The 20235-nt window shown below is 43.5% G+C and carries 23 protein-coding genes; 15 read left to right on the top strand and 8 right to left on the bottom strand.

Annotated elements, in window-relative coordinates:
* The first annotated feature begins 55 nt into the window (after positions 1-55).
* The 6 genes from FHW89_RS28110 (at position 56) to FHW89_RS28085 (ending at position 4088) form a co-directional block, all read left to right on the top strand.
* On the top strand, positions 56-595 hold the full coding sequence (locus FHW89_RS28110; RefSeq protein ID WP_172338372.1) for a hypothetical protein: 540 nt from the start codon (positions 56-58) through the stop codon (positions 593-595).
* Between the two features lie 15 nt (positions 596-610).
* The gene (locus FHW89_RS28105; RefSeq protein WP_172338371.1) at positions 611-1075 is read left to right on the top strand and encodes a hypothetical protein; all 465 of its coding nucleotides are present in this window, start codon (positions 611-613) and stop codon (positions 1073-1075) included.
* Between the two features lie 45 nt (positions 1076-1120).
* Complete coding sequence (locus FHW89_RS28100; RefSeq protein WP_172338370.1) at positions 1121-1528, top strand: RidA family protein; 408 nt, start codon at positions 1121-1123, stop codon at positions 1526-1528.
* Between the two features lie 110 nt (positions 1529-1638).
* Complete coding sequence (locus FHW89_RS28095) at positions 1639-2040, top strand: DoxX family protein (RefSeq protein WP_172338369.1); 402 nt, start codon at positions 1639-1641, stop codon at positions 2038-2040.
* Positions 2041-2525: 485 nt separating this feature from the next.
* Positions 2526-2801 carry a helix-turn-helix transcriptional regulator gene (locus FHW89_RS28090; protein WP_172338368.1) on the top strand — a complete coding sequence of 92 codons (276 nt, stop codon included), beginning with the start codon at positions 2526-2528 and terminating at the stop codon, positions 2799-2801.
* Positions 2802-2876: 75 nt separating this feature from the next.
* Positions 2877-4088: an MFS transporter gene (locus FHW89_RS28085; RefSeq protein ID WP_172338367.1), complete on the top strand. Its 1212-nt coding sequence runs from the start codon at positions 2877-2879 to the stop codon at positions 4086-4088.
* A gap of 59 nt (positions 4089-4147) precedes the next feature.
* On the opposite strand, the gene FHW89_RS28080 is transcribed toward FHW89_RS28085, so the two are convergent.
* The 3 genes from FHW89_RS28080 to FHW89_RS28070 all read right to left on the bottom strand — a co-directional run bounded on the left by FHW89_RS28080 (position 4148) and on the right by FHW89_RS28070 (position 5502).
* Positions 4148-4726, bottom strand: coding sequence for a YdeI family protein (locus FHW89_RS28080; protein ID WP_172338366.1), 579 nt, complete (start codon positions 4724-4726; stop codon positions 4148-4150).
* A gap of 4 nt (positions 4727-4730) precedes the next feature.
* Positions 4731-5168: a VOC family protein gene (locus FHW89_RS28075; protein WP_172338365.1), complete on the bottom strand. Its 438-nt coding sequence runs from the start codon at positions 5166-5168 to the stop codon at positions 4731-4733.
* Positions 5169-5301: 133 nt separating this feature from the next.
* Positions 5302-5502, bottom strand: coding sequence for a hypothetical protein (locus FHW89_RS28070; protein ID WP_172338364.1), 201 nt, complete (start codon positions 5500-5502; stop codon positions 5302-5304).
* A 135-nt stretch (positions 5503-5637) separates the two neighbouring features.
* On the opposite strand from FHW89_RS28070, the gene FHW89_RS28065 reads away from it, so the two are divergent.
* Both FHW89_RS28065 and FHW89_RS28060 read left to right on the top strand, forming a co-directional pair.
* Positions 5638-5937 (top strand): hypothetical protein, encoded by a 300-nt coding sequence (locus tag FHW89_RS28065; RefSeq protein ID WP_172338363.1) that lies wholly within the window; start codon positions 5638-5640, stop codon positions 5935-5937.
* A 45-nt stretch (positions 5938-5982) separates the two neighbouring features.
* Positions 5983-6474, top strand: coding sequence for a hypothetical protein (locus FHW89_RS28060; protein ID WP_172338362.1), 492 nt, complete (start codon positions 5983-5985; stop codon positions 6472-6474).
* Here the strand turns inward: FHW89_RS28060 and FHW89_RS28055 are convergent.
* Both FHW89_RS28055 and FHW89_RS28050 read right to left on the bottom strand, forming a co-directional pair.
* The gene (locus FHW89_RS28055) at positions 6469-7380 is read right to left on the bottom strand and encodes an alpha/beta hydrolase (RefSeq protein WP_371742500.1); all 912 of its coding nucleotides are present in this window, start codon (positions 7378-7380) and stop codon (positions 6469-6471) included. The two genes, FHW89_RS28060 and FHW89_RS28055, sit on opposite strands and share 6 nt — an antisense overlap.
* A gap of 93 nt (positions 7381-7473) precedes the next feature.
* Positions 7474-8385 (bottom strand): helix-turn-helix transcriptional regulator, encoded by a 912-nt coding sequence (locus FHW89_RS28050; RefSeq protein ID WP_172338361.1) that lies wholly within the window; start codon positions 8383-8385, stop codon positions 7474-7476.
* A 147-nt stretch (positions 8386-8532) separates the two neighbouring features.
* Between FHW89_RS28050 and FHW89_RS28045 the strand changes: the two genes are divergently transcribed.
* Together FHW89_RS28045 and FHW89_RS28040 are read left to right on the top strand one after the other, a co-directional pair.
* Positions 8533-11991 carry a methylmalonyl-CoA mutase family protein gene (locus tag FHW89_RS28045; RefSeq protein WP_172338360.1) on the top strand — a complete coding sequence of 1153 codons (3459 nt, stop codon included), beginning with the start codon at positions 8533-8535 and terminating at the stop codon, positions 11989-11991.
* 62 nt (positions 11992-12053) lie between these two features.
* Positions 12054-12566 (top strand): DUF695 domain-containing protein, encoded by a 513-nt coding sequence (locus FHW89_RS28040; protein ID WP_172338359.1) that lies wholly within the window; start codon positions 12054-12056, stop codon positions 12564-12566.
* Between the two features lie 77 nt (positions 12567-12643).
* Here FHW89_RS28040 and FHW89_RS28035 read toward each other — a convergent pair whose 3' ends face one another.
* A complete protein-coding gene (locus FHW89_RS28035) occupies positions 12644-12838 on the bottom strand; it encodes a hypothetical protein (RefSeq protein ID WP_172338358.1) in 195 nt (64 codons plus the stop codon).
* Positions 12839-12990: 152 nt separating this feature from the next.
* Here FHW89_RS28035 and FHW89_RS28030 point away from each other — a divergent pair, with 152 nt between their 5' ends.
* Entirely contained in the window at positions 12991-13566 is a 576-nt protein-coding gene (locus FHW89_RS28030; protein WP_172338357.1) for a pentapeptide repeat-containing protein, read from the top strand.
* Positions 13567-13568: 2 nt separating this feature from the next.
* Here FHW89_RS28030 and FHW89_RS28025 read toward each other — a convergent pair whose 3' ends face one another.
* Positions 13569-14345, bottom strand: coding sequence for a hypothetical protein (locus FHW89_RS28025; protein WP_172338356.1), 777 nt, complete (start codon positions 14343-14345; stop codon positions 13569-13571).
* A 143-nt stretch (positions 14346-14488) separates the two neighbouring features.
* Between FHW89_RS28025 and FHW89_RS28020 the strand changes: the two genes are divergently transcribed.
* Both FHW89_RS28020 and FHW89_RS28015 read left to right on the top strand, forming a co-directional pair.
* Complete coding sequence (locus tag FHW89_RS28020; RefSeq protein ID WP_172338355.1) at positions 14489-15199, top strand: M23 family metallopeptidase; 711 nt, start codon at positions 14489-14491, stop codon at positions 15197-15199.
* The gene (locus tag FHW89_RS28015) at positions 15196-15957 is read left to right on the top strand and encodes a DUF4846 domain-containing protein (RefSeq protein ID WP_172338354.1); all 762 of its coding nucleotides are present in this window, start codon (positions 15196-15198) and stop codon (positions 15955-15957) included. Before FHW89_RS28020 ends, FHW89_RS28015 begins: the two co-directional genes overlap by 4 nt.
* Before the next feature lie 476 nt (positions 15958-16433).
* On the opposite strand, the gene FHW89_RS28010 is transcribed toward FHW89_RS28015, so the two are convergent.
* Positions 16434-17453, bottom strand: a complete 1020-nt coding sequence (locus tag FHW89_RS28010) for an aldo/keto reductase (protein ID WP_172338353.1) — start codon at positions 17451-17453, stop codon at positions 16434-16436.
* A gap of 325 nt (positions 17454-17778) precedes the next feature.
* On the opposite strand from FHW89_RS28010, the gene FHW89_RS28005 reads away from it, so the two are divergent.
* Positions 17779-18105 carry a hypothetical protein gene (locus tag FHW89_RS28005; RefSeq protein WP_172338352.1) on the top strand — a complete coding sequence of 109 codons (327 nt, stop codon included), beginning with the start codon at positions 17779-17781 and terminating at the stop codon, positions 18103-18105.
* A 47-nt stretch (positions 18106-18152) separates the two neighbouring features.
* On the top strand, positions 18153-19769 hold the full coding sequence (locus FHW89_RS28000) for a mechanosensitive ion channel family protein (RefSeq protein WP_172338351.1): 1617 nt from the start codon (positions 18153-18155) through the stop codon (positions 19767-19769).
* Positions 19770-20235: the final 466 nt, after the last annotated feature.

The raw sequence follows: 20235 nt of genomic DNA, 5'->3' as shown, positions 1-20235 counted from the left end.
TTTGCTTGTTGCTAAATAAATGCTCAACTTTAAATTCAGCATCTACCTATAAAATATGGCCCAAGTTTCGCACCCCTTCTGGGGGACAGTAAAATCTGATGCAGGTGGCGATACATCTGACATATCATTTCATCACCCCTTTTTCGGGCCTGGTAAAGTCAATGTCCTTTTAGGTAACCACCAGGTATTTTTAACAGATGAAGAACGCCGCTTAAACCCGGGGCAGTTTTATAAACCCAGTGGAATTAAACTTGACGAGACCATACTTAGTGAATTTGCAGATACCTACACCAAATTTATTGAACGTATTGATATAAACCTGGAATTGCTGCAACACGTTTTTTTCCGATTTTACAGGGAATGGCTGCTACCACAGTTACCCGAAGTTTTTGATGAGTTTATCGTTATAGAAACCATTGAGAAACATAATAACTGTATTAAATCGCTTGCCCTCATCAGGGTGGAATCCGGCAAAAGTATAAGCTTACGATTTGCATATCCCCTGTTTTGGGCGCCTTACCTTGATGTAGATTTTGTAAACGGCAAACTGGATAATATTGCCGGCGAAAAAATTAATGATAACTGGCTGCCTTAATAATCTTATCCAAAAATGCTTTACCAAACCTGGAATTTACGCTGCATACCGTTTTTTAAGGAAGAAATAACAGAGGATGACCTGGGCAAAACCATCTATCCATCTATCAAGGAATTTCAGCAGACTGATATTTATACGCCGGAGCTAAGAACACTTTTGATAAGCTATGTAAGCAACTGTAAAGATATTGTAGCCACCACCTTAAAAAGATACAATCCTTATCAACAGCAATTTCATATGGGCCTGGCATATTATACGGATGGCGAAATTATATTTAACAATTTCCTGATGGATTATATCCTACGTGACGACTTTGCTATTCCGGCGGCATGGCTGGAGCTTATTAAAAAGAAGGATTTCAAGGTAGATCCGTTCACGCTTGATTTCGATCTGATAACCAGCGGCAAAATTGATATATTTCAAACAGTAAATGAAACCTTTGATCAATTGCCAACCATACAAAAGGTCATGAAAATTTAAAACAGAAGTAATTTATTTATATCACAAACCTTAACCAATAAAATTATGAATGGAACAGTGCAACATCTTAACCCCGATGGCCTGATGAAAAACCCTGCTTTTTCGCAAGTGATCACTACGCAGGGAAACGGGAAAACAATTTATATAGGCGGACAAAACGCGGTGAACGCTGCCCGTGAAATTATAGGCAAAGGCAATCTTCAGGCCCAAACCGAGCAGGTAATGCAAAACATCCTCATCGCCCTTGACGCGAGTGGGGCCAGCTTTGAAAATGTGGTCAAATTATCTATACACATCGCGCAGGGGCAAAACCCGGTGGGGGCTTTCCAGGCATCGCAAAAGTTTCTGAATAACCTGGCAAATCCGCCGGTAATAACCGTATTGATAGTGGTCGGCTTTGCCAATCCCGACTTTTTGATTGAGATTGACCTGGTAGCCTTTGTTCCCGAATGATAGTATAGGTAGAGGTAATGGTTTGTCGCAATTTACCCCTGTAAATGTCATTTACAGGCATCACGCCGGGTTTAAATCCCCCCTACCTTTACTAAAAAAAACAATCAGTCATGGAAACTACACAATCACAACCTGCAACTAAAAACAGTAAAGCATCATTTATTACCGGTACCGTTATCAGTGTACTTTGTATATTATTCCTGCTATTTGACGCTATCGGTAAAATCGTACGTGAAAGCCATTCGTTAAGTGGTACAAAACAATTAGGCTGGCCCGAAACCGCCGTACAGCCCCTGGGCATTATTTTATTGATCTGCACAGTGCTGTACATTATCCCTAAAACCAAAGTATTAGGATCAGTTTTACTTACCGCTTATCTGGGTGGCGCTACCGCTACCATGATGCGTGTTGGCTTCCCGCTTTATTTCTCCATCATATTTGGCATACTGGTTTGGGTAGGCGCCTACCTCACCAATAGCAAACTGCGCGACCTGCTGCCATTGGTTAAATAAGTTAGCTAAAACGAGGATGTCACCCTGAGCGCCGTCGAAGGGGAGAACATAGGGGCTTACCCACCATGCTTCGACCGGGTAGCATGACAGCCATCAAAAGAGCCAGAGCCTTGTGCGATTCCTTCTCTCGGGAAGGGGAGGAAGGGGTTTATGGAACGGGATAATCATCGCGCGTAGAAACCCCTCCCTCCCATTGCACTAGCCCCTATGCGCCCCCTCCCGTGGGGAGGGAATTAAAAATGGTTTCTTAGCATTTTGTTTACAAAAGTGGGTTTACATGGTTTACACTTTTTAGGGTTAACATTTATTTATATAACTGAAAATCAATTTATTAAACCAAAATACCCACCAAATATGGTTAACCGTAATTTGTTTAGTATTACTTAAATGACATAATTAATACATAGAAACATTTCTATATATTAATATTTAATTTATCTTTGCATCGTACAATGATCATAGATTAATATGATCGACCGGAAATAATGGACAATAAAAAAATAGAGAAAATATCCCGTGCATTGAGCGACATCAACCGGATAGCTATTTTACAAGAATTTAAAAAAAAGAAGGACTGCCTGTATTGCGCCGAGGTAAATGACTTGTTGGACCTTACACAACCTTCCGTATCTCATCACCTCAAACAGTTGGTTGATGCCGAGTTATTACTGCCCCAAAAAGAGGGCCGCAACCTCAAATATGTCCTGAACCTGGAAGTACTTGACGACTATATAGCCTGTTTAAACAAACTGAAAGATTAGATCCCCCTGCAAAAAAACGGGGTTTAATTTTGACCTAATATATCGAAATATTTGAATATTTAAATACTAAAATCTATGAAAAAATCTATCTATATCATGGCCCTTGGGGCATTCGGCATTATCACTACCGAATTTGGGGTTATCGGAATACTGCCGATGCTGGTGAAGGAGTTTCATATCTCTATTGATACAGCGGGCTGGTTGTTAAGCGCTTTTGCCTTAACTGTTGCCCTGGCAGGCCCCTTCACCAATATGCTTACCGCAAAAATGAACCGCAAAACCATCATGTGCCTGGTTTTAGGGATCTTTGTAATATCCAACCTACTTTCGGCAATAGCTCCAAACTTTATGGTTCTGATGATAGCGCGTATTTTACCTGCGTTTTTACACCCGGTATTCTGGGCGGTATCTATGACCGCCGCTTCTAAACAAGCCGGACCAAAAGACGCGCCAAAAGCCATCGCTATAGTGATGGCTGGTTTGAGTGTAGCTACCGTATTGGGCGTACCATTAACTACTTATATAGCCGATTTGTTTAGCTGGCGGGCATCATTCGTTCTATCAGCAGTGATCAATCTGTTGGCTTTTGGTGCCCTGGCCCTGTTTGTGCCATCTATGCCGGTTAACGAGGCTGAGGCAAGTCCGAAAAGCCAGGTACAGTTATTGGGCCGGTTACACATATGGGTAAAGCTGCTAACCGCTACCATTATACTGGCCGGTATGTTTGCTACCTATGGTTACCTGGCCGAATACCTGGATAAAGTTTCGCACATGAATGGCGTGCAGATCAGTGTAATGCTGCTGGTGTTTGGTGGTACAGGTATTATTGGCAACTGGCTTACCGGTATAGCGCTGAGCAAAAACATCATGGTAACCAGTCGCTTATTTTTATTGGCATTGGTGGTGATGCATGCGCTTGCCTACCAGTTTGGCGGCTTATTTATCCCGATGGTGATCATTTTATCGGTATGGGGTTTGGTACATACCGGGGGGTTTTTGGTGGCCAACTTGCTGGTTATCGATGGTATACACGGTACCGCTCTTGATTTTATCAATAGCCTGCTGCCATCTTTTTTCAATGCCGGTATTACCTTGGGCACATTATTAGGAGGCTTTGTTATTGCCCATTATGGCATCCACCAGGTGATCTGGATGACGATTCCCCTATTGTTACTGTCCTTTGGTTTAAGCTTTATTAAAGAAAACGCGAAACATAAAGTAATTGAAAAAGCAGCGGAAGAAGAAATAGTGGAACCGGAGTCTATTCCCGTTGCCGTTTGCGATTAATATTTTACTATAAATATAAAAGGGTCACAGGTGCATTGCCTGCGACCCTTTTTGTTTGCTCAGCTTAGCTGTTTGGGCTTTTGATTTTGAGCTGCAGATTCCACAACCTGCAGAAGCCGTAGCTGCCTTGTTTCCGGGCGCCTGGCCAGTACCAGCCATTGCAGGATCCGTTTTTTATCGGATCGGCTCAATCCTAAAAAGTATACTTTAGCTACAGGCTTCTTATCAAACTCCTTTTCCAGATCGGGCGGAATGATTAACTCCTCCACTTCATCTAAAATCGACCAATAGCCGTTGCCTTTTGCAATCTCGATACTATCCAATCCGGCTTTAGCCATCAGTCCTTCTTTGATAAACCTTTCGGCTTTCTCTTTATTGATCTTGCTCCACACACTTTTAGGTTTGCGTTTGGTGAAGGATTGCAGGTAGCTTTCTTCATTAAGTGACCGGGCCAGGCTGTCGATCCAACCATAACAAAGCGCTTCTTCAACCGCCTCATCATGATTGATGCCCTTACCACCGGCGTTTTTTTTGGAGCATATTACCCATATAGTTTCGCTACTCTGGCAATTTTTATCCAGCCACTCCCGCCATTGCTGCCGGCTTTCGGGCAAAATTGTGTTTAATTCCTTTGCCATTGGGTTATGCTGTTTCAGCGGCACCCAGTATTTCCAGGTAATGCGGGTTGTACATGATACCCAACACATTGCCAAATGGGTCAATAACCGAGGCTGTTATAAAGCCAATGTCTCCCCGTTTGGTGATGGGTTCATATTCCTTAGCACCCATAGCTATCAGTTTTTTAAATACAGCCTCGATATCATCAACGTGCCAAAACGCGATGGCTCCGCCGGCACCAGTTGCAGCTGCCGCTTTGGGTGCGTATTTACGGTCGATAAAACCCAGCTCATGCTCGTAATCGCCGATGCGGAACTCGATGTAAGCAGGATTACCCGTGGGCGGGAAAGCAAAATAGGCGTCGATGCCCAGGAGTTCGGCATACCATTTTTTCGCGGCGGTCAGGTCGTCGGCAAAAAAACAGGTGGTAGCAAGCCCCCTTAATGTTTGTGTTGCAGTCATTTAATGTGTTTTAAGGTTAATAATAACCAAAGCTAAAAAAGCAAACGGCAACACCGCTTTAGCAGCGTAGTTTATTGATCTTTGACTGAAAAAAGTTGCTTTACGCATATTATCAGGTAATAAATACCTGTTATTATGCTGCCTGGTACAGATTATAAACAGATGTATCCTCCTCACCATCATCACTGATGCAAAATTCTATATAGCCCCCGGCTGGCTGGGATGTGAAGTAAGCATCAATACCCAGCAGTTCCGCATAACATTTCGACGCTGCCATGTCATCCGCTATAAAGCAGCTGGTGGCGAGTGTTGTTAATGTATGTTTTGCAGCCATTTTGTTGGTTATTGATTTATTAATAACCAAAGTTAAAACCAGCTACTGACAGCCCTATGTCAACAGGGTTTTACTTTATTTTGTGCAGCGTAAACTTTATATTAGATTGCCAATCAATAAGCTTAAAAGACAAAGATGTTAGACTTTTATTTAATAGATGATCATCAGGCGAAGCCCAATTATCCAGAACAAAAAGACCTTCAATTTATTGGGGAGCTGGATGATCAAACATTTAACAGATTAAAAAACAAAAAAATCATAGCAGATCGCTTTGATTATTATTCGGATTTCAGATGGAATACCGCTTTAATCAAACAAATGTGTGAAACTATTCAGCAAAAACAATTACAAACCGACACTGATGTAAAACAGCTGCTCTCATTACTTGGTATCGTCGGAGAAAATCAAAGTGGATTAATTGCTTATGGGGATTGAAAGTCGGTTATCAGTAAGCGGAATAATATCAACACTAACAGGGCAATGGACAAACAAACATTTATAGCACATTTTAAACTTTTACTAACGCATCTAAAGGATTGGACCTCGCAGAATTGCTTCAATGAGCTATCCGATAATTATGCTTTTACTTTAGAACCAAGCGAACGGACCGACAGTGATCATTTGAGTGATGTCGAGAATATGTATTTAAAAGTTTGGAACAAACTTCAGGGTAAACAAATTTCATTTGAAGAGGTTATAAATCTATTTTATCAGAATGGTAAAACTCCTAAGTGGGTAGACTGTAGTATTTATTATTCAACACCTAATATTACTGTTGTTGATTTACTTTTCAGTAGGCAATTTAAAGATGAAAGTGAAATTTATTACATGGAACGGGGAACCGGTCCGTTTAAGGCTCTTGTCTCAATCCCCCCAGATCATTTAAAAGTTATGAAAGGCGATAAATTTGATGTCAATTGGAAGAAACGTTTAGATGATAGCAAAGGAATACTAAAAACACACAACTTATAATCCCTTCAAAAACCCATTTTCATCCAACCAGTTACGGCACCAGTCGAACCATTTATTTTTGCTTTTGGGGTTATCTAACCCAAACCCGTGACCACCGGCCTGAAAAATGTGCATTTCGCCGGGTACTTTGGCATTCAGCAGGGCATTATAAAATAGCAGGCTGTTTTTTATCGGTACCACATCGTCATCTGCAGCGTGTACCAGGAATGTTGGTGGCGTATTGCTGGCAACATGCTTATCGTTGCTAAAAAAGTTTAATGTGGCGGCAGGCGCGTCTTTGCCAATCAGGGTTTCGCGGGTACCGCTGGCTATGCTCAGGTCGAACACGATAACCGGGTATATCAGCAGCATAAAATCGGGACGCAGGTTTATTTTTCCTTTATTTTCAATTACGGGTTTATCGAAATGTGTCCCTGCCGTGGAAGCCAGGTGCCCACCCGCCGAAATACCCATGAAACCTATTTTATGTGGATCGATACCCCATTCTGCCGCTCTTTGGCGTACGGTCATGATGGCCTTTTGCGCATCCTGCAGCGGACCAATGCTTTTATCCACCATAATAGTATCATTGGGCAAACGGTATTTTAATACAAAGGCGGCGACACCTATTTTGTTAAACTCCCTCGCAACCTTCACACATTCATCAATTGCCAAAACAGAGTAGCCGCCGCCCGGACAAATGATCACCGCTACACCAGTTGCCCTGTTTTTCTCCGGAAAATAACCAGTGAGGTTGGGGTCCGTCACATTGCTGATCAGGCCTGAGCTATCCCTTTGTTCCATGAAGCTTGCAGGCGCTTTTCTGGAGTTGGGGATATCTTTCCCATACAAGGGAATTACCTGACCCTGCCCATAGGCATGACCAATAAATAGCACAAAAATGACGAATAGGATGGCTTTCTTCACTGTCCCTGAATTTGTTTGTTTTTATAAAATGACCAATACCGGTTTAATATTATAATTTCATTGGGAGGGGATGTGTGCAGAAATGCTCAATTTCTAAGCGCATTTTCTTAAGCTCAGCGGCTGTACACCATGTGCCGATTTAAACGCACGGCAAAAGGCGCTCACATTTTCAAATCCGCATAACCAGGTTATTTCGTGTACGGGTTTATTGGTCAACCGTAATAGTTCGGCGGCACGCTCAAGCTTTAGCCGGATGAGGTATTGATGGGGTGTTATCTGAAAAACTGCTTTAAATTGCATTACCAGTTGCGATACCGACAGGCAGGCAGCACTGCTTAACATATCCAGATCTGGATTATCCATGTACGAAGAATGCAGCACGTCCTTGGCAATGCATAAGCGCTTGTACACTTCTTTTTGCGTACTTGCTTTAAGGGCATTTACCTTCCCGGCATGTTTTGCCTCGGCTTTATGGGTTTGGATGAGATGTCGCAGCAAAAATACCAGGCGTTCGTCCATCAGTGTATTATTGTAACCTTCGGATTCTAATTCGCTTATCAAGCCAAACAATTGCACCTGTAATTCAAGGTCGATATGACTTAGGTTCTGGAAAAACTCAAGTGTATTTTTATCATGGTTAAAAGGATCATCCAATGATATTTCGGTTCCATGCAGCGCATCATAAAATACCGACGACGCAAATTCCTTCTTAAAAAAGACCGACAGGCACCTTACGCTTTCATGAGTATCAATATGGCAGGAATAATTTTGATCGTCGTTCAGTATCAGGAATTGCCCGGGCCTTATGGCTACCTTTCGGTTACTGATACCATACCATTCCTCGCTACTGAGTACTGTTTTGAAAGACAGACAACCCACATGATTATCACAATGGCAATAACTGCTCAGCGCGTTAAAAACGATATTATGTTTTTTGAACTTGCTGAAATGCAACTGCTCATCAAAATCCGGTTTGGTATGATCTGGCAAACTGGTAAAATACATATAGGTAAAATGTAACGTTCATGCAAGATAACGATTATGCTTTAAATACTGAGCAACCTGCTTGGGCCAAAGCCTGAATTTATTATGCATGCATAGCATTCACTTCAAAACAATTGCTAAATTTGTGTTGACCAATTATCTATTTTCATGGAAAACACAGCTCCATATCAATCCCGGTACAAGATCCGTTTTGTAACAGCGGCTTCGTTGTTTGACGGGCATGATGCCACTATCAACATCATGCGCCGTATACTGCAAAGCAGCGGTGCCGAGGTGATACATCTGGGCCATAACCGATCGGTTGACGAGGTGGTGAACTGTGCCATACAGGAGGATGTACAGGGCATAGCGCTTACCAGTTACCAGGGCGGTCACCTGGAATATTTTAAATATATGCATGATCTGCTGGCCGAACGCGGCGCGGGTCATATCAAAATATTTGGCGGTGGCGGCGGGGTGTTCCTGCCGCAGGAGATCGAAGAACTGCAGGCTTATGGCATCAGTCGTATCTACTCGCCTGATGATGGCCGTACCATGGGTTTACAGGGCATGATCAATGATATGCTGCAGCAATGCGATTTCCCAACGGTTACCCACCTCAACGGCGAAATGGACCAGCTGCCCGAAAAAGATCCCGGCGCTATTGCCAGGCTGATCAGTATGGCGGAGAACGGAAAACACGCCGCCGATTACGAGGATCGTGTTGCGAGTTATGGGCAACAGGCAACCCGCAACCCGTCACCTGTTCTTGGCATCACCGGCACCGGTGGTTCGGGTAAATCGTCGTTAGTAGATGAAATTGTGCGTCGTTTTTTGATGGCTACGGATAAAACGCTGGCTATTATTTCGGTGGATCCCTCCAAACGAAAAACCGGTGGGGCACTCCTGGGCGATCGTATCCGCATGAATGCGATCAATAATCCACGGGTATACATGCGTTCACTCGCTACACGCCAGGCTAACCTGGCCTTATCCAAACATGTGCAGGAGAGCATTGACATTTGCAAAGCGGCAGGTTTTGATCTGATCATTGTAGAAACCTCGGGCATTGGCCAGTCGGACACCATGATCACCGATTACTGCGATGTGTCCCTCTATGTGATGACCCCGGAATTTGGTGCAGCCACCCAATTGGAAAAGATAGACATGCTGGATTTTGCCGACCTGGTGGCCCTTAACAAATATGATAAACGCGGCGCCCTGGATGCCATCCGCGATGTACGAAAGCAGTATAAACGAAACCACCAACTATTTAATGCCAAGGATGATGACCTGCCTGTATATGGCACCATGGCTTCGCAGTTTAATGATCCGGGGATGAATACCCTGTTTGCCGCGGTGATGAAAACGATCAAGGCTAAAACCGGGGTTGACCTGCTTTCAGGTGCGGGGAGCGGGTTGCCAGTGCCGGGTGCGGAAGAGTCAGAAAAAATTTACATCATCCCGCCCGATCGTAACCGATATCTGGCCGAAATTGCCGAAAGCAGCAAAGCTTATGACGATTGGGTAAATGAACAATGCAAGGTTGCCCAACAGTTATTCCAGGTAAAGGGGGTGATCGAGCTCGGTCAGACATTGGAGCAAGGAACAAGGAGTAAGGACAAAAACCAACAGGGCAAAGTTTCCTCCTTTGGAGAGGGTTTAGGCGAGGTGTTTGCTCATTTGGAAGCTCAGCTTCATCCCGAATGTAAACGACTGCTTAAAGAATGGCCCGAAACGGTTAAAAAATACAAGGCCGAAAACTTCATCTATAAAGTGCGCGATAAGGAGATTAAGCAACCTTTATACTATACATCATTGTCGCAATTGCAAATCCCCAAGATCGCTTTGCCCCGTTATGAGGCTTGGGGCGATGTATTACGGTGGCTGCTAACCGAAAATGTACCCGGCGAATTCCCATACGCGGCAGGTGTATTCCCGCTGAAACGCGAGGGCGAGGACCCTACCCGCATGTTTGCAGGCGAGGGCGGCCCCGAACGTACCAATAAGCGCTTTCATTATGTATCGCTTGGTCAGCCAGCACACCGCTTATCTACCGCTTTTGATTCCGTTACCCTGTATGGCGAAGACCCGCATACCCGGCCAGATATTTATGGCAAAATAGGCAACTCTGGCGTAAGCATTGCCACATTGGATGATGCCAAAAAACTGTACTCAGGCTTTGATCTTTGCGCGGCATCTACCTCAGTATCCATGACCATCAACGGACCGGCCCCCATGCTGCTCGGCTTTTTTATGAACGCCGCCATTGACCAGCAATGCGAAAAATATATCAAAGAACATGGTTTAGAACATCTGGTAGAAGCCAAATTTAAAGAGCTGTATGATGATAAGGGGTTGGAAAGACCGGGATATAAAACCCTCACCCCAACCCTCTCCAGAGGTGAGGCTCTTTTACCTCCCGGCAATAATGGCCTCGGCCTCCTGCTGCTGGGCCTTACCGGCGACCAGGTGCTGCCTGCCGATGTTTATGAAAAAATAAAAGCCTACGCTATTTCTACCGTTCGTGGTACGGTACAGGCCGATATATTAAAGGAGGACCAGGCGCAGAATACCTGTATTTTCTCAACAGAATTTGCCCTGCGCATGATGGGCGATATGCAGCAGTATTTTATCAGGGAAAAAGTGCGCAACTTTTACTCGGTGTCTATATCGGGCTATCATATTGCCGAAGCCGGGGCCAATCCTATTACGCAATTGGCCTTCACCCTGTCTAATGGATTCACTTACGTAGAATATTACCTGAGCCGGGGTATGCATATTGATGATTTCGCGCCCAACCTGTCGTTCTTTTTCAGTAATGGTATCGATCCGGAATATTCGGTGATCGGTCGTGTGGCCAGGCGCATCTGGGCAAAGGCCATTAAAAATAAATACAAGGGGAACGATCGTTCGCAAAAGCTTAAATACCACATCCAAACCAGCGGACGGTCATTGCATGCCCAGGAGATCGATTTTAATGATATCCGCACTACGTTACAGGCACTTTATGCCATTTATGATAACTGCAACTCGCTGCATACCAACGCTTATGACGAGGCCGTTACTACCCCTACCGAAGAATCAGTTAGGCGGGCCATGGCTATACAACTCATCATCAACCGGGAACTCGGCCTGGCTAAAAATGAAAATCCTATTCAAGGCGCTTTCATCATAGAGGAACTTACCGATCTGGTGGAACAAGCTGTGTTGACCGAATTTAAGGCCATTAATGAACGTGGTGGCGTGTTAGGCGCTATGGAAACCATGTACCAGCGCGGCAAGATCCAGGAAGAATCATTGTATTATGAAACCCTGAAACACAACGGCGAATATCCCATCATTGGGGTTAATACTTTTCTGAACAAAAAAGGATCGCCTACTATAGTACCTGCCGAAGTGATCCGTGCGACTGAGGATGAAAAGCAATATCAGATAGAAGCCCTGCACTCCTTTCAGCAGCGTAACCAGGACCGCATTCCGGAACTGCTTAAAGCCTTGCAGCATGCTGCCATTGCCGGCGACAATATTTTTGAAAGCCTGATGGAGGCCTGCAAATATTGCTCACTCGGACAGATCAGCCACGCTTTGTATGAGGTTGGAGGACAGTACCGGAGGAATATGTAGGACTGAGCTTAAAATTTCAAAAACCTATTTTTATCCTGCTATCCTAATCCTATCTTAGAAACATGAAATCCGTACCTTATCTCATTCTGACAATCTTATTTGTACTACTGATCGGTACCAATAGCAAAGCACAAAATAAAAACGCCCAATTTCCACCCGAAAAATTCTCTGTTGTTGAAGCAAAACTTCAAAACGGTAAACCTGTTGTGGGATCGGTAAACATGGCATACAAAAATTATGATAAAAAAGCTCAATACCCCTGGTGTCTAACTATCAATATAGCGTTGGAGCTAAAAAACGTCAGTAAAAATGGCTTGCCCATCAAGGCAGAATCAGATATAGCCAATAAATTCGAGGATCAGCTTCTTGCCGAAATAAAAAAACTTGCTACAGCACATTATATAGGTCATTTATATAACGACAGCTTTTTGGACATCTATATTTATCTTGACGATCCTAAAAAAGCAGCTAACTATCTTCAATCACAGGTTAATAAGAAAGGTATAACCCGCGGTTTCGCGTATAAGATAGAACAGGACCCTCATTGGTCTACAGTTCAGCATCTGCTTAAATAACTTTACTTTAATTCACTTACTGCCTTATTAATAGTAAGCCCGGTGTTACCGGGCTTTTAAAACTTTTGGTAATACTATTATGCAGTTTGCGGGCATACTACCGCAGGGCACAGCATGCCCGCAGGAAACACGCAAGGACGGGTTGGGCAACATCCATCGCATACCGGCAAATGGCCAATTCCAGGTCCGGCACCCATAATTTTTCCCATTTGGTTTCTTGAAAGCGCACCCGTTGCACCAAGCTCTAAAGCTTTTAGTTGTAATTTTTTCATAAGAATGTTTTTTTAGTGGTTAAAAATCAAGCATATATATCAAATATAATTATTATATATAATAATTAATATCTGGTTTCATGAAAAGAATTCCCATTTTTAAAACGAATGCAAAATGATTAAACGTGGCATAAGAAACTTAAATTTGCCCTATGCAAGCCAACCATCAGGAAGATAAAATTTTTACCAAAATACCTGCCGACCAGCTTACCGGTCGCGACCGTACATATGAAAATTGCAGGTTTATCAACTGTGATCTTTCCTATGCCAATCTATACAGTATGGTTTTTATCGATTGTACATTTCAGGATTGCAACCTGTCGTTAGTTGATGTAAGCAACACCGGTTTTCAAAATATTACCTTTAAACATTGCAAGTTAAGCGGTGTAAATTTTAGCAAAGCCCGCGATTTTTTATTCGAGGCTCATTTTGAGCATTGCATCCTGGATAATGCCGTTTTTTACCAAAAGAAAAACAAAAAAGCAAAATTCAACGAATGCTCCATGGTGGAAACCGATTTGACCGAATGCGACCTTACCGATGCCAAATTGATTAATTGCAACCTGAACAGGGCATTTTTTAGTCGTACCATATTAAAAGGGGCCGATCTGCGCAGCTCTTATAATTTTATGATCGACCCGGATGATAATATGATCAAAAAGGCGCAATTCTCTTTACACGGACTGCCGGGCCTGTTGGGCAAATACGATATTAAAATAGAAGGCTAAGATCAGACAGGTAACTCCGCTTTATCTTTTTTTGCAGCACTGAGGTAACTATAACCCGCTATTAAAGTGCCTAACAGGGTACATATTAAAGTGTATCCTATGGTCATCAAAATACTCCTGGCATTAAAATATATTTTAGTGATATACATATCCCTGATATCCCCTAATCCCCAGATATCAATAAAGCCTATTATCCTTCCTGCTATATCAGCACTTATATATACGCAGATGAGGAAAATGGCTGTATTTTTCAGTACCTCGGTATTGATCAATGGTTGCCCTGTTCTTTTCAGGTACTTAAACGCGGCAATAGAACTTATCAGCAATGCAATTACCAGGTTAACTATAGGTATCAGCATCAGCAAATGCATTTTTTGCAGCGTTTCATAAAATCGCCCGTATATTAAATTGGTGATCTGAGAATTAAGCTGATAAAACGCGATGAGAATAATACTGGTTTTAGCCATATACCATACTTTGAGACTTTGCCCCAAACTGATATTTGCCCGGTATTGGCACAATAAAAAATAGGTTAATAATATTGGAAAAATAAAAAAATTCGGATAATCTGCCTTTCTGAAAACCCCCGCTCCTACCAGGATCATATCCAAAATAAACCACAGGGAGTTAAATATCCACGCGGTGATCTCCAGGCCACGACTTCTCCTCTGCCTCGCAAGGATCACAACAGAAAATATCAGACCAAGCAACAGGATGAGTAAAAGGATGCCCCCTATAATAAAAATGACGATGGTAGCTTCTAAGGATAATGAATACATGTTAAGGTTTCTGTTTAAACTATTATAATAAATTAAAACACGATATTGTTTGCCGGTATTGGAAATACGTTTGTAAAAGTAATTGTTGAGCGAATAATTCTCAGGGCGTTTACAATTTCCGTAAAATTAATGGGTTATAAATTATGAAGAATCTCATCCTGCTGTTTAGTGTTTTATGTATCTCTGTCGCATCAAAAGCACAGGATGTCAAAACCATCTGCAATAATATCAACACTTTAAATACGGCTATTTTAAACGGCTCTATAAAAAGACAGGATGCAGCCGCCCAATTCAAACCATTAATAGAGCAACTTAAAAAAGTCGCTGATAAATCATCATCATCTGGCTGGACGTTCCCACTCAAAGGCTATAAAAGCAATGCCATAGGCGGAACCAACGGCAACGGATACTCCGACAAGGGCTATCACTACCTGGATGGCAATAAACACGCGGCACACCCTGCCCATGATATTTTTATAAACGATCGTAACCAGGACTGCCTCGATGATCGCACCCATCAACCGGTTGATGTATTGGCGGTGGGCGATGGCATTGTAATAGCCTGCATTAACGAATGGGCACCATCAAGCAACCTCCGTGGTGGCAAATTCATCTGGGTATATCATCCGGCACAAAACATTTTTACCTATTACGCTCATAACCAGGTCATTTTTGTAAAACCCGGCGACGAGGTAAAACAGGGTCAAAAGATTGCCGAGGTGGGTCGTACAGGTTATAATGCCTACAAAAAACGGTCACCCACACACCTGCATTTTTCGGCGTTTCATTTAGTGGATGATCTACTTGTACCCTATAACCCTTATTTACAATTGAAAAAAGCCAAAACCATATGAAAGCTTTCATCCTGCTGCTGAGTTTATTTTTTATAGGTATAGCCAAACCAGATCATGTTTCAAGCCGTTTTAAAGCCCCTGCAGGTTTTCAACAAGTAATTGTATCGCCGGGTAGTTTTGGAGCCTGGCTACAGGCGCTTGCACTTAAACCGACAGGTACACCCGCGCGTACTTATAAAGGCGATATTGCCCGCACCAACCTGTATACCGCAGCCATTGTAGATATGAGCGTAGGTACACAGGACCTGCAGCAATGTGCTGATGCCGTAATGCGCCTGCGCAGCGAATATCTTTATCAGCAAAAGAACTATAAGGCCATCACCTTTAACTTCACCAGCGGTTTCAAATGCGATTTTGTGCACTATGCCGAGGGTTATCGCTACAGCAACGAGCACTGGGCTTTGAAAGCCAAAATGGACTACAGCTACCCCAACTTCCTGCGTTATATGAACCTGGTTTTCAGCTATGCAGGTACTTTGTCATTACAAAAAGAACTTAAAAAAGTAAGCGATCCCAATGAGCTTAAAACCGGTGATGTATTTATCAGGGGTGGTTCGCCGGGGCATTGTTTTATTGTGCTGAACGTGGCCGAAGATGCCCGCCACCATAAAAAATTCCTGCTGGCACAAAGTTTTATGCCTGCCCAGAATATCCAGGTACTCCAGGAAAATAGCGACCCCTGGTTCAGTCTCGATAAAAAAAGTGGTATCCTATATGGTGAGCTTATCAACAAAGAATATTTGAAACGCTTTGATTAATATTCATCGCCAAAAAACTTTTTAAACCTTAAATTTTAACAAATTACGTGTCGAAAACAGGCTAAAAACGTTTCAAAAACGATCGGAAAATATCGATTTTAACAAATTTTAGCTCTGTTTTTACCCGTTTTGAAAACTTTAAAAAGTTTTCAAAATTAATGGTCAAATAACCACATACCCAACAGCTGTTTTTGGACTGCTTTGTCTTAAACCAAACAGCCCGGGTATCTTGGGACGAAGCCGGGCTGTTTAGATTTATATAAATACACCAAATTTTTGGGTGAATATTAAAGCACCTAAATCAATTGTCATCCTGAGCGGAGCGAAGGATCTATTCTGCCTATGAAAAGTTCAACAATAGATGCTTCGTTCCTCAGCATGACAATTGGATGTTTTCCTCACCCTCTTTCCGCCGCAGGCGAAGAGAGGGCCGTCCAGCGTAGCGCAAATGGGGTGCGTCGTCTACAGCCTGCTCTTTACCTCTTCTCTACCTTATCATAAAATCCGCCGAAAGTATTTGCCCTTACGCCTTCCTCCTTAAAAAAGTCGCCGGGGAAACCGAGTTCTATGGCGCTGGCATCGTTCAGTCTTTTTAATTGGTCATCGTTTAGGGCAACCTCTACCGTTTTCAGGTTATCCAGTAGTTGATCAACCTTGGTGGCACCTACTATCGGGATGCAGGAAAAACCTTGCTGACGGGTCCAGTTGAGCGCCACATGGCTTTCTGATACGCCCAGCTCCTGAGCAATTTCTACCACCACTTTGGTTATGGCTTCGGCACGACTATTCAAACGTTTGCTTTCGGGCTTGATGCGGCCCTTGTCGCCCCGCAGGTATTTGCCTGTCAACGCGCCACCGGCTAAAGGTGCCCATGGCGTAACCGTCATGCCAAAATGTTTGGCCATCGGTATCAGTTCGCGCTCGGCGGTGCGGGCCAGCAGGCTGTACTCTACCTGTAAAGCGATAAACTGACTCCAGCCCATCAGTTCGGCCAGGGTATTGCCTTTGGCTACCACCCAGGCCGGTGTATCGCTGATGGCAGCGTAGTTTATTTTGCCTTGTTTAATCAAGTCGTCCATGCCGCGTAATACCTCGTCTATAGGTGTAATATCGTCCCAGATGTGCAGGTAAAGCACATCAATAAAATCGGTTTTCAGTCGCTTCAGGCTTTCCTCTACGCTGCGCATCATGTTTTTACGGCTATTGCCCGATGCATTGGGGTTGGTGGTATTATCTTTAAGCGTATACTTGGTAGCCAGCACAAAGTAATCGCGGTCGTGATGGCTCATATAATCACCAATGATCTTTTCGCTGGTGCCCAGTTTGTAAATATTGGCTGTATCCAAAAAGTTGCCGCCGGCATTGGCGTAGGCATCCATAATGGCAAAGCTGGTGTCTTTATCAGCACCCCAGCCGGCTTCGGTGCCAAACCCCATGGTGCCCAAACATAATTCTGAAACTTTAAGGCCCGAACGGCCCAGTAATTTGTAATTCATGGTGTGTATTTTTATTCGTTTTTATTAACGCCGAAACGACTCACCCCGCCTGCGGCGAAGTTTCCCCACCCGTCATTGCGAGGAGGAACGACGTGGCAATCCCCTGCTTACAGAGCGGCTCTGCCCATCGGGGATTGCCACGCTGCGCTCGCAATGACGCGTTTTTTATCATTTTTCAAATTCCTTCTTTCCGCCGCAGGCGAAGAGAGGGATGGCGAGCGAAGCAACGCCAGGGTAAGTCGTCTCCCGCGCTTTAAATATCGCTTTAATATTACAACAAACAATAAGCGATGCCGACTTGTACTTTAAATATAAATCTATTGCCATGAAGATCATCACCCTACATAAACCCATCAAAATACAGGAGCTGCACGACCTGTTGCTGCAAAAACTTAACCCGCTTTTTCATGAACGCAGGCAAAGCGATATTGATTTTACTGTCGAACAAAAAAACGGCTCCATCGAAATAAACGGACCTAAAGTATACGAAGGTTTCCTGTTCAACCTCACCATAAATGGCACCGAGCTATGGATAACCCGGTCTGAACATTATGTAGATGATGTAAATTCATTAACTATTGAATCGATACTGAATGATCTGTTCAATGATTTATCGGGCGAGAATGGCACCGACCTGGTACAGGAAGGCTAAAAAGAATTGAAATATAATTTTTAGATTTAACAGAAAATCTGCCTGTTATGCCTAAAAGTTATTACCTGTTCATCGTATTTTTATTTGCAGCCTTTACTGCCCGGGCCCAAAAGGTGCCTGATGCCAAAGGTTACCCCGTTATCATCAACCGCGATACGCTATTTACATTTTATACTGGCCAGGGCTTGTTTGAACCTGCGGAGCGGGCCGAAGTGGTTACCAAACGTATAGAGGCACTGGTTAACCGCATCGATTTTAATGCCGATTCGCTCACGTTAAAAAACGACACCTCGGTTTCGGTGATCGCCTATAATTCGCAAATTATCCTGGCTATTAACAATAAGGATGCTACCTATTCTGAGCTTAACCGCCCGCAGCTGGCAGCCAGTTACCTGGCCATTTTGAAAAAGAAACTGGGTAATTATTTTACTAACAGCAGCACCAAACAGGTGGTTATCAATATCCTGGAAGCGGTAGCGGTGGTACTGCTGCTTATTGTTTTAATATGGGCACTTAACAAAGGTTCGCGCTGGGTAAAACTCAAAACTTTAAAAGCCTGGGAAAACCGGATGGATAAACTGGCGGCACAAGGCGCCCCCGTTGCCTACGCCAAACGTTTATTGCCACTGGTTACCGGCCTGCTGCGCATCGGGCGTTTTATACTCATCATTTTGCTGGTTTACCTGGCGCTGCCGGTGTTGTTTTTTATTTTTCCGGCGTCAAAACCTATCGCGGTGCAGCTGCTCAGCTATATTGTTGATCCTTTTAAAAGTATTGTACTATCCATTGTGCATTACATCCCCAACCTGCTTACCATCGTGGTGATTTATGTGGTTACCCGGTACATCGTTAAGCTGGTGAAATTCATAGCCAACGAAATTGCGCAGGGCGCCATTACCATCAACGGTTTTTACCCTGAATGGGCCATGCCCACTTATAATATTATCCGGGTACTGTTGTTCGCGTTTATGTTTGTGGTGATATTTCCCTATCTGCCGGGATCGGACTCGAAAGTATTTCAGGGGGTTACCGTATTTCTGGGCATCCTGTTTTCGCTGGGTTCATCATCGGCCATATCCAATATGGTATCGGGCATTGTGCTCACCTATATGCGCCCCTATAAAATTGGCGACCGTATTAAAGTGGGCGATGTAACCGGCGATGTGGTGGAGAAAAACCTGCTGGTAACCCGTTTGCGTACCATTAAAAATGAGGATATCACCATACCCAACGCTACCATACTAAGCGGGCATACCACCAATTACAGCACTGTAGCAAAAACCATGGGACTGATACTCAACACTACCATAACCATTGGTTACGATGTGCCCTGGCAAACGGTGCACAACCTGCTTATCGGCGCGGCCGAAGCTACAGAAGGGATTCTCCTTACCGATCATCAACCCTTTGTATTGCAAACCGGACTGAATGATTTTAACGTGGCTTATCAGCTCAACGCTTATACCGAACTATCCAATCAAATGGCGGTGATCTATTCCCGGCTGCACCAGAATATACAGGATAAGTTTAATGAAGCCGGGGTCGAGATCATGTCGCCAAATTACTTCGCGCTGCGCGATGGTAACCATATCCAGATTCCGGATGGTTATGTACCGGAAGGGTATAGTAAGCCGGGGTTTAAGGTACAGGGAGAGAAAAATTAATAAGAAAGCTTGTCATACTGAGGCACGAAGTATCTACTGTTGAACTTTTCAAATATTAAATAGATCCTTCACTCCGTTCAGGATGACAAAAATGATTATCGAATATAAAAAATCGCCCCTTGCGCTCGTTTGCAACGAGTGCTTAATGCGGGTTAGCGTTTTAAACGCTATGGCGATGCAATCGCCAGTCCATAATAAGCACTCGTTGCAAACGAGCGCAAGTAGATTTAAAACCACAACCTCAAAAAGTTTGTCATGCTGAACGCAGTGAAGCATCTATTAACCGATATGCATGGTTCTATAACAGATCCTTCGCTACTCTCAGGATGACAAAATTTTAGTATACTCATTCAAACAAAAGAGGCACCCAATTACACTGCCCCCAAAAAGTTAGACACTTATTGGGGGCATTTTTATGATTAGATACAAGAAGCATAAGACAGAATTTAAGCTAAAGCTCATTAAA

This window comes from Mucilaginibacter sp. SG564, from assembly GCF_013149275.1.
In the GTDB taxonomy this organism is placed as follows: Bacteria; Bacteroidota; Bacteroidia; order Sphingobacteriales; family Sphingobacteriaceae; genus Mucilaginibacter.
This window is presented reverse-complemented; position numbering and strand designations above follow the sequence as displayed.